The sequence below is a fragment of the Telluria sp. BA11 genome, assembly GCF_056680305.1.
Window position 1 is genome coordinate 3,192,354 of sequence record NZ_CM155275.1, and the last position, 13,615, is coordinate 3,205,968.

General features: G+C 63.7%; 12 protein-coding genes. 8 read left to right on the forward strand and 4 right to left on the reverse strand.

Annotated features, from left to right (window positions below; genetic code table 11):
* Positions 1 to 112: 112 nt before the first annotated feature.
* From AC1MGT_RS14035 to AC1MGT_RS14060, 6 genes are all read left to right on the forward strand, one after another.
* Positions 113 to 649, forward strand: coding sequence for a hypothetical protein (locus tag AC1MGT_RS14035; RefSeq protein WP_499500685.1), 537 nt, complete (start codon positions 113 to 115; stop codon positions 647 to 649).
* 201 nt (positions 650 to 850) lie between these two features.
* A complete protein-coding gene (locus tag AC1MGT_RS14040; RefSeq protein WP_499500686.1) occupies positions 851 to 3,139 on the forward strand; it encodes an alpha,alpha-trehalose-phosphate synthase (UDP-forming) in 2,289 nt (762 codons plus the stop codon).
* Positions 3,136 to 3,906, forward strand: a complete 771-nt coding sequence (gene otsB, locus AC1MGT_RS14045; protein ID WP_499500687.1) for a trehalose-phosphatase — start codon at positions 3,136 to 3,138, stop codon at positions 3,904 to 3,906. Before AC1MGT_RS14040 ends, otsB begins: the two co-directional genes overlap by 4 nt.
* Before the next feature lie 19 nt (positions 3,907 to 3,925).
* The gene (locus AC1MGT_RS14050; RefSeq protein ID WP_499500688.1) at positions 3,926 to 5,755 is read left to right on the forward strand and encodes a glycoside hydrolase family 15 protein; all 1,830 of its coding nucleotides are present in this window, start codon (positions 3,926 to 3,928) and stop codon (positions 5,753 to 5,755) included.
* Positions 5,756 to 5,915: 160 nt separating this feature from the next.
* A complete protein-coding gene (locus AC1MGT_RS14055) occupies positions 5,916 to 7,070 on the forward strand; it encodes an MGDG synthase family glycosyltransferase (protein WP_499504289.1) in 1,155 nt (384 codons plus the stop codon).
* Positions 7,063 to 7,530 (forward strand): hypothetical protein, encoded by a 468-nt coding sequence (locus AC1MGT_RS14060; protein ID WP_499500689.1) that lies wholly within the window; start codon positions 7,063 to 7,065, stop codon positions 7,528 to 7,530. The genes AC1MGT_RS14055 and AC1MGT_RS14060 overlap by 8 nt, the downstream gene beginning before the upstream one ends.
* Here the strand turns inward: AC1MGT_RS14060 and AC1MGT_RS14065 are convergent.
* The 3 genes from AC1MGT_RS14065 to AC1MGT_RS14075 form a co-directional block, all read right to left on the reverse strand.
* Positions 7,479 to 8,210 (reverse strand): HAD family hydrolase, encoded by a 732-nt coding sequence (locus AC1MGT_RS14065; RefSeq protein WP_499500690.1) that lies wholly within the window; start codon positions 8,208 to 8,210, stop codon positions 7,479 to 7,481. The genes AC1MGT_RS14060 and AC1MGT_RS14065 overlap by 52 nt on opposite strands.
* 108 nt (positions 8,211 to 8,318) lie before the next feature.
* A complete protein-coding gene (locus AC1MGT_RS14070; RefSeq protein WP_499500691.1) occupies positions 8,319 to 9,248 on the reverse strand; it encodes a sulfotransferase family protein in 930 nt (309 codons plus the stop codon).
* A gap of 124 nt (positions 9,249 to 9,372) precedes the next feature.
* Positions 9,373 to 10,302 (reverse strand): sulfotransferase family protein, encoded by a 930-nt coding sequence (locus tag AC1MGT_RS14075; RefSeq protein ID WP_499500692.1) that lies wholly within the window; start codon positions 10,300 to 10,302, stop codon positions 9,373 to 9,375.
* Positions 10,303 to 10,423: 121 nt separating this feature from the next.
* Here AC1MGT_RS14075 and AC1MGT_RS14080 point away from each other — a divergent pair, with 121 nt between their 5' ends.
* Positions 10,424 to 11,107: a hypothetical protein gene (locus tag AC1MGT_RS14080; protein WP_499500694.1), complete on the forward strand. Its 684-nt coding sequence runs from the start codon at positions 10,424 to 10,426 to the stop codon at positions 11,105 to 11,107.
* Here the strand turns inward: AC1MGT_RS14080 and AC1MGT_RS14085 are convergent.
* Positions 11,095 to 12,453 (reverse strand): diguanylate cyclase domain-containing protein, encoded by a 1,359-nt coding sequence (locus AC1MGT_RS14085; RefSeq protein WP_499500696.1) that lies wholly within the window; start codon positions 12,451 to 12,453, stop codon positions 11,095 to 11,097. The genes AC1MGT_RS14080 and AC1MGT_RS14085 overlap by 13 nt on opposite strands.
* Before the next feature lie 292 nt (positions 12,454 to 12,745).
* Between AC1MGT_RS14085 and AC1MGT_RS14090 the strand changes: the two genes are divergently transcribed.
* Positions 12,746 to 13,576, forward strand: coding sequence for a lectin OAA family protein (locus tag AC1MGT_RS14090; protein WP_499500697.1), 831 nt, complete (start codon positions 12,746 to 12,748; stop codon positions 13,574 to 13,576).
* Positions 13,577 to 13,615: the final 39 nt, after the last annotated feature.

The following is a 13,615-nucleotide window of genomic DNA, read 5'->3' on the forward strand; positions in this document are numbered from 1 at the left end:
TTTTCAATTTACGGCGTGACGCTATTTTGTTGCCATTGAGTAGGTTTTGTTGATGATCTGGCAGCGTCGCGGCATGCTGTGCTTACAGTGATTTTTCTGGAGCGGGACCACGATGCATCTTCTTTTTTCTTCATTGACGCTCACCTGCCTGCTGGCTGGTTGTGCTGCTGTTCCGGTGCCCTCTGGCGGCGACAGCTTCATGGCCACACTCAGAACCATGTGCGGGCAGCGCTTCGAGGGCGGCCAGACCTATGCGGTCGATCCGGACAACGAGTTTGCCAACAAGACCATCTCGACGGAAGTCATCTGCAACCCGGCCGAGGTGCGCATGCCGGTCAAAGTTGGCGAAGATCGCTCGCGCACGTGGATTTTCACGCGCCCGGCAGCAGGGCTGGAATTGCGCCATGACCATCGTCATGCTGACGGCACGCCAGACAGGGTAACGATGTACGGCGGCATGGCGCAGCCCGGCGGCACTGCGCGCTCACAGGCATTTTTGGCAGACGCTTATACGGCCCGACTGGTTCCCGGTGCCGACACCAATTTGTGGACGGTGACCGTCAGTGAAGACGGCGCTGTGCTCACTTACCGCCTGGAGCGACACGCCAGGCCACGCGCCGAGTTTGTCATGAGACGCGTGCGGGGTTAATTCCGCGTTCAGCGCGTCACGCAAGCCGGCATATCGGGTCAGGGCGTAAGGTGGTAGCGGACCATGACGACCACGATACACAGGTGGACTTTTGCCAGCCAATCCGGCCCCGTTCGACACCGTTGCATGCCATAGCGACAAGATAATTTTTAGATAGCTATAATCAATCGGTCGGCGTCTTCGTCCCATTGAAAGAGCTCCATGCGCTTCAGATCCATTCAATTGTCCCTGCGGTTCATCGTTCCCCTTGCCCTTGTGCTGGCGCTATTCGGGTACTTTGCCATTCCGTGGATGGAAAACCTCACCCAGCGCTGGTTCGTGCGTGACCTGGACACACGGTCGCGCCTGGTATCGAGCACGCTGCAACAACCGTTGCTGACGTATCTCGAGGACGGTACCGGTGAACGCATCAACGACGCATTCGAGCGCGCGATCCAGGACGAGCGCCTGTATGCGCTGGCCCTGTGCTCGACCGACGGGATCCTGCTGTACAAGACCTCGACCTATCCGGCCACGCTCGGTTGCCGTGAGGGGCAGATCAGCAGCGAAGAGGATGGCGCGACGTCCAACCCGGTCGTGCGCCTGGCAGAGGGCCCGGTCCACGTCTCCACGCGCGAACTGATGCAGGATGGCGTGTCTGCCGGCCGCCTGGTGCTGGTGCAGGACATGAGCTTCATCGAGCGCCGCAGCGCCGATACCAAGAAATACATCCTTGGCCTGTTCGTGCTGATGGCCGGCGCGATTTCCATGATCACCGTGATCATCGCTCACCTGAGCTGGCATGGCTGGGTGGCTGGCATGCGTGAAATGCTGCGCGGCGAACTGTTGCCGCGCTCGCCACGCCGCGACGCGGCCCCGGCGGCGCCGGTCGAAGGCGACATGGCGCCGCTGGCCAGCGAGTTTCGCGCCATGCTCAATGATTACCAGCGCGAGCTGGCCGCCAGTCCGGTCGAGTCAACGACCTGGAGTCCGGAAACGCTCAAGCTGCTGCTGAACCAGGACCTGGCCGGCGACCAGATCCTCGTGGTGTCGAACCGCGAACCCTACATCCACGTGGCCACACCTAATGGTGTGAAAGTGCAGCGTCCGGCCAGCGGCCTGGTCACGGCGGTGGAAGCCGTGATGCGCGCCTGCTCCGGTACCTGGATCGCGCACGGCGCCGGTTCGGCCGACCGCGAGACGGTCGACGCCAACGACCACGTGCCGGTCCCGCCCGATAACCCGAGCTATACGCTGCGCCGCGTCTGGCTGTCGAAAGAAGAAGAGCAGGGCTATTACTACGGCTTTGCCAACGAAGGCCTGTGGCCGCTGTGCCATATCGCCCACGTGCGCCCCGTGTTCCGCTCGACCGACTGGGCCGAGTACGTGCGCGTGAACCAGCGCTTTGCCGACGCCGTGATTGCCGAAGCGCGTTCCGACAACCCGGTCGTGCTGGTACAGGATTATCACTTCGCGCTGCTGCCGCGCATGGTGCGCGCAGTGCTGCCAAAGGCAACCATCATCACGTTCTGGCACATCCCATGGCCAAATCCGGAGTCGTTCGGCATCTGCCCATGGCGCGAAGAAATCCTCGACGGCATGCTGGGCAGCACGATCCTGGGCTTCCACACGCCGTTCCACCGCAAGAATTTCCTCGACACGGTCGATCGCTACCTGGAAACCCGCATCGAGGACGAAGCCTCGACCGTCAGCTACGGCAACCAGCTCACGCAGGTCAAGCCGTACCCGATTTCCATCGCCTGGCCTGACGAGATCCCGGGCGAACCCGATATCGCCGCCTGCCGCGCCGAAATCCGCCAGGCGCTGTCGCTGCCGGCCGACCAGTTGCTGGGCATTGGCGTCGACCGCCTCGACTACACCAAGGGCATCGTCGAGCGCTTCGAAGCGGTCGAGCGCATGTTCGAGCTGTATCCCGAAATGATCGGCAAATTCACGTTCGTGCAGATCGCCGCGCCCACCCGCTCGTCCCTCGACGAATACCAGAACCTGGAAACGCGCGTGCGCGGCCTGGCCCAGCGGATCAATGACCGCTACGCCAGCGGCACCTACCTGCCGATCGTGCTGAAAACCGAGCACCACGAACAGCGCCAGTTGCGCACGTACTTCCGCGCGTCGGACGTCTGCAGCGTGACCAGTCTGCACGACGGCATGAACCTGGTGGCCAAGGAATTCATCGCTGCCCGCGACGATGAAGGCGGCGCACTGATCCTGAGCCAGTTCACCGGCGCAGCGCGCGAGCTGCACGAAGCGCTGATCGTCAATCCGTATCACATCGAAGAAGGCGCCGAAGCGCTGTACCAGGCGCTGCGCATGCCGCGCGACGAGCAGCGCGAACGGATGCGCAGCATGCGCCGCCGGGTGCGCGACTTCAACGTGTATCGCTGGGCCGGGCGCATGCTGCAGGATGCAGCGCGCCTGCGCCAGCGCGAGCGCGTCAAGTCGCGCATCGTCTCGCTCAGCCAGGACCGCGTCAGAAAAGGGGAAGCATGAACGACAGCATCAAAGCAGCACTGGATCTACTGGCCGCGCCCGATTGCGCGCTGTTTCTCGACTTCGACGGCACGCTGGTGGATATCGCGCCGCTGCCCGACCAGGTAATCGTCACCGACATGCTGCGCGCTGCGCTGCCGCTGCTGCAGGCACGCCTGCAAGGGCGGCTGGCCCTCGTGTCCGGTCGCCCCATCAACGAGCTCGACAAGCTGCTGGCGCCGCTGACGTTCCCTGCGGCCGGCGTGCATGGCATGGAGCGACGCGGCGTCGATGGCGTCGTGCGCCGCCTGACGCCGCCCGACTTCGCCCTGGTGCGCCAGGCTGCGCAGGGGCTAGCGGCGCGCCATCCCGACCTCTGGGTCGAAGAAAAGCACGGCGCGCTGGCGCTGCATTTCCGCCAGGCGCCCGAGCTGCAGGCGCTGTGCACCGACGCGATGCGCGTGGCGGTGGAGGCCAGCCCGGGCCTGTTGCTCATGGAAGGCAAGATGATCGTCGAGGTCAAGTCGAACGCCGTCAGCAAGGGCACGGCGATCCGCGACTTCCTGGCCGACGCGCCGTTCGCCGGTTACCGGCCCCTGTTCATCGGCGACGACACGACCGACGAAGCAGGTTTTGCACAAGTACAAAGTATTGGCGGGATCGGCCTGAAGGTCGGCCCGGGCCCCACCGTGGCCCAGTGCCGCATCGCGTCGGCGGAACAATTGCGCATCGTACTGTCGCAAGCGGCCGCCGCGCCAACCATTGGAAAGGACATACCCCATGAATGATGATTCCCACGAGTCGACAATGAGTACAGCACTACCGAACGTCCTCGAAGCACGGGGCACCATCGATCCCACCGGTTCGCTCGATTGCGGCGTGATCGGCAATTGCGCCTTCAGCGCCCTGGTCGACCGCATGGGCCGGATGGTCTGGTGCTGCCTGCCGCGCTTTGATGGCGACCCGGTCTTCAATGCCTTGCTCGATCCGAGCGAGAAGGGCAGCCTGTGGAGCGTCGAGCTGGAAGACTTCGCCCGCAGCGAGCAGGTGTATGAGCCGAACACGGCGGTGCTGCGCACGCGCCTGTTCGACAGCGGCGGCAATGGCATCGAGATCACCGACTTCGCGCCGCGCTTTTTGAGCCGCGACCGCATGTTCCGCCCCCTGATGCTGGTGCGCCGCGTGCGTCCGCTGGGCAGTGGCGTGCGCGTGCGCGTGATCATGCGGCCCCGTTTCCAGTATGGCGCCAAGAAGCCCGAGATCACGCAGGGCAGCCACCACATCCGCTACGTCGGTCCTGACCAGACGCTGCGCCTGAACACCGACGCGTCGCTCAATTATGTGATGTCCGAATCGTTCTTCCTGCTCGACCGGCCGCTGAACTTCATGCTCGGACCAGACGAAACGCTGGCCGACGGCATCAAGGACACCGCGCACCGCTTCGAGCTCGAGACGATTTCGTACTGGCGCACGTGGTCGCGCCGCCTGGCGCTGCCGCTCGAGTGGCAGGACGTGGTCATCCGCGCCGCGATCACGCTGAAGCTGTCGCTATACGAAGACACCGGCGCGATCATCGCCGCGATGACGACCAGCATCCCGGAAGCACCGGGAAGCGAGCGCAACTGGGACTACCGCTACTGCTGGCTGCGCGACGCGTTCTTCGTGATCCGGGCGCTGAACAGCCTGTCGGAAGTCGGCACGATGGAAGACTATCTGCGCTGGCTGAGCAATGTCGTGGCGCGCGCCAAGGGCGGGCATATCCAGCCGCTGTACGGCATCGGGCTCGAAGAAGAACTGCCCGAATCGATCATCGAGCACTTGCCCGGCTACCGCAACAACGGGCCGGTGCGCGTGGGCAACCAGGCGCAGGAGCACTTCCAGCACGACGTGTACGGCAATATCGTGCTCGGCGCGGCGCAGGCATTCTTTGATCACCGCCTGTTCCGCCGTGCGGGGCATGCCGAGTTCGTGCAACTCGAAGCCGTGGGTGAACAGGCATTCCGCCTGTACGACGAGCCGGACGCGGGCATGTGGGAGCTGCGCACGCGCGCCCGCGTCCACACCTCGTCGGTGCTGATGAACTGGGCGGCGTGCGACCGCCTGGCCAAGATCGCCGAAGAACTGAACTTGCCCGAGCGCGCCACGTTCTGGGGCGAGCGCGCGGAAATTATCCGCAATCGCCTGTTGACCGAAGCGTGGAGCGAAGAGCGCCAGGCGTTTGCCGAAAGCCTGGGTGGACGCGACCTCGATGCCAGCGTGCTCCTGATGGCCGAGATCAACTTCATCGATCCGATGGATCCGCGCTTCGTCGCCACGGTCGACGCGCTGGAAAAATCGCTGTGCGACGGCCCGTACATGCGCCGTTACGAAGCGCCGGACGATTTCGGCAAGCCCGAAACGGCCTTCAATATCTGCACGTTCTGGCGCATCGATGCGCTGGCGCGGATCGGCCGCGAGGACGAAGCACGCGCCGTGTTCGAGGCGATGCTGGCGGCGCGCAATCACCTGGGCCTGCTGTCGGAAGATACACATCCGGACACCGGCGAAATGTGGGGCAATTTCCCGCAGACGTATTCGATGGTTGGCCTGATCAATTGCGCGATGCGTCTGTCCAAGCCGTGGAACAGCGTCGTGTAACTGCATAGGCGTCATGGCCGGGTCATAATCGGCCTTCACACTCTGTCGCATCACGTTGCGATGGAGTGTGCATGAAGCAGAAATCTTCGCCTGACCGGATGGCAGCGTTGGCGCAGGCCGGAAAGCGCCCCTCGTGAAAGAGGGCGAACTCCAGCGCAGCATGGCCGGCAAGACCATCGTCCTGCTCAGCGTCCCGGCTGGCGCCGGCCACACCCGGGTCGCCGAGGCCATCCGCGCCTGCGCCGCAGCCGAACACCCGGGCGCCACCGTCATCCACCTGGATGCGATGGCGTTTGCCACGCCGCTGCTACGCAAGGTTTATACCGACTTCTATCTGCGCCTGATCACCCGCGCGCCGGGCTTGTGGCGTTACATCTACCGCTGGACCGATGCGGCCAGCCCGGATGGCCTGGTCAGCCGACTGCGGCGCCGGATCGAACGGCATGCGTGCCGCGCCCTGGCCGATGAAATCGCGGCGCTGCAACCCGACGCGATCATCTGCACCCATTTCCAGCCGGCCGAAGTACTGTCGCAGCAGATCGCCGCCGGAAAAATCACGTGCCCGCTGTGGGTACAAGTCACCGATTTCGACCTGCACCGCATGTGGCTGCAGCCGCACGTCACCGGCTATTTTGCCGCCAACGACGAAGTGGCGTTTCGCATGCACGAGCAGGGCGTCGCCGCGCATGCCATCTACGTCGCCGGCATTCCCACGATGCCGGCGTTTTCGCTCACCCACGATCGCGCCGACTGCGCCAGAGCACTGGGCCTGAATCCGGCGCTGCCGACCTTTCTTCTGATGGGCGGGGGCGCCGGCCTGGGCGGCTTGCACCGCGTGGCGCAGCAGTTGCTGGCGATTCCAGGTAATTTTCAGCTGATCGCGCTGGCCGGCAAGAACGCCGCCGAACTGGCCGCGCTGCAGCGCCTGGCCGTGCGCTTCCCGGGCCGGCTGGCGCCGCAGGGCTACACGGACCGCGTCGAGCGCCTGATGGCGTGCGCCGACCTGGTGATCACCAAGCCGGGCGGCGCGACCACAGCCGAATGCCTTGCGATGGGCGTGCCGATGATTGTCAACGCGCCGATCCCGGGCCAGGAAGAACACAACGCCAATTATCTGCTCGAGCATGGCGCCGCGCTCAAGGCGGTCGACCTGGCCACGCTCGACTACCGCATCCGCTACCTGATGGCGCACCCGGAAAAACTGGCCGGAATGGCAGCCTGTGCACGCGCCCTTGGCCGCCCGCAGGCTGCGCGCCATGTCGTCGAAACCGTTCTGGTGCAAGCCGCCCGCAAAAGTGATGTTGCCCATGTTTGAATTAGCCGATGGCGCCAGGCTCGTGGCGACCGTGTGCGCCGTGCTGGCGCTGGCGTATCTGTTCGCGCGCGTGGAAGTGGAAATCGAAGGCGAGGCCGGCTGGGCGGCGAACCTGCCGACCTGGCGCATCGAGGAGCATCTGCTGCTCGACATCTTCTGGGGCGGGCGCGCGCTGACCGGCTACCACCTGTGGATGTTTTCGTTCATCGGCCTCGTGTTTCACTTCCCGCTGTTCTTCATGGGCCAGTGGTCGTGGCAGCTCGAGGCGACGACCATGGCGTCGATCATGCTGTTCTGGATCGTCGAGGATTATCTGTGGTTCGTCATCAATCCGGCCTTCGGCTGGCGCCGCTTCAAGCAAGTCCACGTGGCGTGGCACAAGCGCTGGGCGCTGGGTGCGCCCATCGATTACTGGCTGTTCGGCGCCGCCAGCGCGGTGCTGTTCTGGTACGGCGCCTGAGCCAGGTCCAGCGCATGGCGCACGCGATCGCATAACTCGCCCGACGTGCGCGAAATCAGTTCCGGTGGAATGGCGAACTTGTTGGTCAGGCGATCGTAGTCTTCAAACCCGTACGACACCATGAACGGGTGCATGCCGGTATGGGCCGCCGCCGTGAAATCCTTGTGCTCATCGCCGCAGATATAGCCGCGCGCCGGATTGACACCGAAGCGCTCGCGCACGGCGCGAAACGACGCCGTCTTCTTGTCCTTCAACGGAATATGCTCCAGAAAATCCAGTGCCCCGATATCGATATCGTGGCGCAGGAACAGCTGGCGCAGCGTTTCCAGGGGCTCGATCGTGATGTTGCGCGTGACGATGCCCACCGTGATGCCGGGCGCGGCGATCAGTTCGCGGATCAGGTCGGGGATGCCGTCATACAGCCGGGCTTCTTGCCGGTAGATGTCGGTCAGCGTGTCGACCAGTTTGGCGCGGCTGTTCTTGCGCAGGTTTTTCTTGATAATCGACGGGAATTGCTTCAGGCCGCCCACGTACTTGAGCAGGTGGTGCCGTTTCTGGAATGCCGTTTCGGCGCCGAGCACGCAGCCGTGCTGGTTGAAGGCCATGGCGATCGCGGAAAATGCATCGATGGTGGTGCCGTCCGCGTCGAGAATGAGAAGCCGTTTATCGCTGTTGTACATGTGTAGCGCTCCCGATGCCGTTGACCGGACCGGCATGCCAACCCTGCCGGTGCTCACTGTGCACCATCATCGGATGCTGTCATGACAGGGGTATGACAAACGGCGCAGTTACGTGGCTGCGAGGTAACGGTCCAGTTCTGCGTTATCCAGCAGGCTGTCGCCCAGGCGTGTCGTGGCGATCAGGCCGCGTGCCTGGGCCAAGTCGTACCGCAGGCAGGCGCGCAGGGTGTCGAACGCGGGGTCGTTGAAATCGGGCCGTGCTTCGTCGATGGCAATCTCGCTGCTGGTGAAGACGACGGGAACGGGCGGCGTGTCGACCGATTTCTCGAATACGGCGTCGACGAAACGGCGGCGCGCGTCGGCATCGGCCAGTTGATGCACCGAGATGACGGCGATATCGGACGGCAGGTATTTGGCCAGCAGCGTCTTGAGCGGTGTGTAATAAAAGCTGCTGGAAAGGGCCGAGAAAAACGGGAAATGCCGGCGCGACAGGTAAAACGCCAGCTCGTACTCGAGGCGCTGCATGAAGGTGTGCGTGCGAATATGTTCCAGCTCCTGACGCGCGTAGCCTTCCACGATCAGGTGCGAGCGCCGCGGGTAATGCTTTCGGCAGATATCGATCAAAAAATCCGAAAAGTCGTGCGAGTCGCGGGGCCTGCGGCCCGTGCTGCTGCCTTGCGCCTGGAACGACAGAAAATAATCCTGCACCTGCGGGGTATCCATGCGGTCGATCTTGAACATCTTGTAGGTGCTCCACATCCGGTCGAACTGGTTGCGAAGACACAAGACGAGGCGGGTGTCGCGTTCGGGCAGGCGCTGCACGGCGGCCGGATCGGTGGCGTACCCCACGCTGGCATCAAGTAAAGGCAAGTCGCCGCTGCGCAGGCGCGCAGGGTGTGCCTCGTCGTTGGAAAACAGATACGGTTCTTTTTCGCCGGGCACGCGGTCTTCGGCCAGGCCATTGACGACCATCCATTCCGATAGCGCGGTGGTGCCGCACTTTGCCATGCCGGCAATGAATACATTCTTGATTGTCATTGTCCATTCCTGAGGAAGCACGTGTGTCACGAGGACGATAGTCTCACACCCCCACTGCTGGCCAGCGTGTAGCGAACGCCAATCGGTGTATTGGCATCCTTCAGACTTTACTGCGGTTGCACGATTACCCGGTCACGAGGTAACGGTCTAGTTCTGCGTTATCCAGCAGGCTGTCGCCCAGGCGTGTCGTGGCGATCAGGCCCCGTGCCTGCACCAGGTCGTACCGCAGGCAGGCGCGCAGCGTGTCGAACGCTTGGTCGTTGAAATCGGGCCGTGCTTCATCGATGGCAATCTCGCTGCTGGTGAAGACGACGGGCACGGGCGGCGTGTCGACCGATTTCTCGAACACGGCGTCGACGAAACGGCGGCGCGCGTCGGCATCGTCAAGCCGGCTGACGCAGATGACGGACAGGTCGGACGGCAGGTAGCGTTCCAGCAGCGTGCGCAGCGGGGTGTAGTAAAAGCTGTTGGAGAGGATGGAAAAAAATGGAAACTGTTTACGCGACAGGTAGAACGCGAGTTCGTACTCGATGCGCTGCATGAAGGTATGCGTGCGAAGATGTTCCAGTTCGTGCCGCGCATAGCCTTCGACGATCAGGTGCAAACGCCTTGGAAAGTAGGCCTGGCAGATATGGATCACGGTGGCCGAAAACGTGCTGGTCTCACGCGGCGCGCGGCCTGTCCCGCTGTGTTCGGATTGATACGATGAAAAATAGTCCCGTGCCTGGTCCCCGCCCAGCGAGTCGAGCTTGAACATCTTGTAGAAGCTCCACATCCGCTCAAACCCATTGCGCAGGCACACGACCAGGCGCGTGTCGTGCTGCGGCAAGCGCTGCACGGTGGCCGGATCGAAGGCATAACCGGCGCTGGCGTCGAGCAGCGGCAAACTGGCACTGCGCGAACGCGCCGCATGTGGCTCGTCGTTCGCATACAGATACGGTTCTTTCTCGCCCGGCACGCGGTCTTCGGCCAGGCCGTTGACGACCATCCATTCCGACAGCGCCGTGGTGCCGCATTTTGCGACGCCGACAATGAATACATGCTTGATCGTCATCGTTCATCTCCCGGAAAGCGGTTATGTCACCAGACGATAGTCTCACACACGCACTGCTGACCGGCGTGTGAAGAACGCCGACTCGGTACACTGGCATTCTCCAGACTTTGTCGAGGCAAGCATGCGTTCCATGGATTTCAGTTCGTGGCAAGGTGCGATGACGACCATCATCGGACTTGCCGTCATCACCTTGCTGGGTGTGGGCATTCGCCTCATCATCATGCAGACGATCCAGCAGCGGCGCGAGCGCATGAACCGCCAGATCAACGAGCGGCTCAAGACGCTGATCGCAGCCTACCGCACGCTGGGCGGCTCGTTCACGGGCCAGCTGACGGTCGACCCGACCCATTTGCGCGACCTGCATGAGCGCGCCCGGGCCGGGGAGGGCGACATGGCAGTGGCTGAGGAAACCTTCAGCTCCGAACGGTCACGCCGCATGCGCGACGCCGTCGAGGCCGCGCTGGCGGACATCCTGCTGCTGGGCACCGAGGAGCATTGCCGGCTGGCGGGGCAGGCTGCGGCCGACATGGCCGCCGGCCGGCCGATCCACACGGCGGATCTGGTGATCAGCCTGCGCGGCTTCATCCGCAGCGCGCTGGACCTGGGGCCGATGCCGGCCGATGTACTGATTCCGCTGCAGGGACCGACGCGCACCCAGGGCGGCGCGGCGCGTGGCAAGGGCGAGGCGGGCGGTAACCGGGGCGGTGGCAATGGTGGCGGCAATGCCGATGGCGGTGGCGGCGGTGGCATGGCCATGGGGCTGGCGCCAGGCCTGGGCCGCAGGGATGCCGATCACGCCGGCTGATGCGCCCCTGATCCGGCAAGCGCTGCGACCGCCTTGGCGGCATACATCGCCTGGTCCGCATGCGCGATGAGTTCTTCACGGTTGCCGCCGTGCTCGGGATAATGTGCGACACCGACGCTGACGGAAATCTGCAGCCAGTGCCCGTCGCCCAGATCGACCGGCGCCGCCAGCGCCAGGTGAATCTTGTCCAGGACCAGTCCTGCATCGGCCGCCAGCACGATGTCTTCCAACAAGACGACGAATTCATCGCCGCCCAGGCGCGCCAGCGTATCGCTGTTGCGCAGGCAAGCCGAGACACGGCGCGCGACCTCCTGCAACAAGCGGTCTCCACAGGCGTGACCAAAGCTGTCGTTGACCTGCTTGAAGCGGTTCAAGTCAATGAACAGCAGCGACAGGCGCTCCTGCTGGCGCCGGGCATGCGCGAGCGCGGTGTCGAGGCGGTCGTGGAACAGGCGCCGGTTGGGCAGGCGGGTCAGCTCGTCATGCAGGGCCATGAAACGCAGTTGCGCATGGAGTTGCTTGCGGCCGATGGCCGCGGCGAGCTGATCGGCCACGAATACCAGTAAATCGCGGTCCTGCGTCCGGTATGGCGCATCATCCGGGCCATTGCGCAACGCGATGACGCCGACGACGCCGTCGGGCGTGGTCATTGGCACGGCCAGTGCGCCGCCTGCCAGGGTTGCCGCTGCGGCCTGCAATGGCGCCGGCAGACCATCCTGGGCATCGGGGGCGAGCAGCAGTGGCGCAGCACACTGCGCCACTGTCTCGCACAGCAGCGGCATCAGCGCTGCGTCACACGGGGCGCCGTCGTCCACGAGGTAGGCGAAGGCAATGTCCTGGCCGGTCGTGTCGCACAAGGCGACCGCAAAGCAGCAGGCTGGCAGGAGCTCGTGAACAATGGCGTGGCTGCGCTCGAACAGGTCTGCCAGGTCATCGCTTGCGTGGGCCGCTTCTGAAATCGCGTACAGCACCGACTGCATCGCCTGCGCCTTCTTGAGGGCGGTCACGTCGCGCGCAACGGCCACGCGCAGCTGGTCGGCCTCGGACCAGCGCGCCGACCACATGATATGCACGATGTCGCCATTCTTGCGCACATAACGGTTTTCAAAATTGGTATGGACCTGGCCATTCATGACCTCTTGCGCCACAGCGAGCGTACGCGCGCGGTCGGCCGGTGCGACCAGGTCGATCATGGTCATGCCAATCATTTCCTGCTGCGTATAGCCGAAAATGTTGACACAGGCGGCACTGACGTAGACGAACCGGCCGCCGGCGTCGACCATGCAGACGGCGTCGAGCAGCAAGTCCGTGAAGTTGGCAATCGGGGCGCTGAGAGGGTATTCCATCAACATATTCTAAATGACATTTGATTTGAAATCCGGTCCATCAGTCCGGGCGCGGCGTCATGCCCACAGGGTGCACTTTTGGGAAACAGGGAAGCACATCCGTAGGATTATTCCGGTTTCAGAAAACTTGCTCGTCTGATAGCAATTCGGGCAGCTGACTAGCGCAAAATAAAGTTCTCTCAGGTTGTTTATCCACTTCAAAACTACACCATCGACAGGATCGTCAGGCGCAGCCGGCCTGCGCATCATCGGGGCAGCGCCGTTCTGCTGCGCAGTCAAGAAGGAGTCAGGCATGTCCAAAACAAGCAAGGCCACGAACAATCTGCACCATGTGCAGAACCAGTGGGGCGGGACCTCCGCGCAGTGGCATGAAGGCGGCATGTGGATCATTGGCGCACGGCCCGGCCAGCACGTGGTGGCGCTCGATCTCATTTCGAGCGACAACGGCAAGACGCTCACCGGACAAATGAAATACGCAGGTGAAGGCGCGATCGGCTTTCGCGCCACTCTGACCCAGAGCAACACGTACATCGTCGAAAACCAATGGGGCGGCTCGTCGGCGCCATGGCATCCGGGCGGGACCTGGGTCATCGGCTGCCGTCCTGGCCAGAGCGTGGTCGCCATCCATGTCGAATCGGGCGACAACGGTGCCACGCTGAAGGGGACGATGACCTACAGCGGCGAAGGCCCGATCGGCTTCCAGAGCCAGGCGAGCGATGGTGCCGTGTACGCTGTCGAAAACCAGTGGGGCGGCGGGTTCGCGCCCTGGCACCAGGGCGGCATCTCGGTGCTCGGTTGCCGCGACCAGGCCGTGCTCGCGGTCGACCTGACGTCGACCGATGGCGGCAAGACCCTGACCGGCACCATGACGTATGCGGGCGAAGGCCCCATCCGCGTGCGCGCCACAGCGGTCGCCGGCAACAACTACCAGGTCGAAAACCAGTGGGGCGACACGTCGTCCGCATGGCATCCGGGCGGTATCTGGCTGATCGGCTGCCGCGCCGGCCAGCACAGCGTGGCGCTCAATGTCACGTCCGGCAACCAGGGTAACAACCTGCATGGCGGCATGACCTACAGCGGCGAAGGCGCGATCGGCTACCGCGGTACGGAACTGCCGATGTAAAGACCCTGCAGCGGCCATGTCCACCAGGGGAGCCTGGCC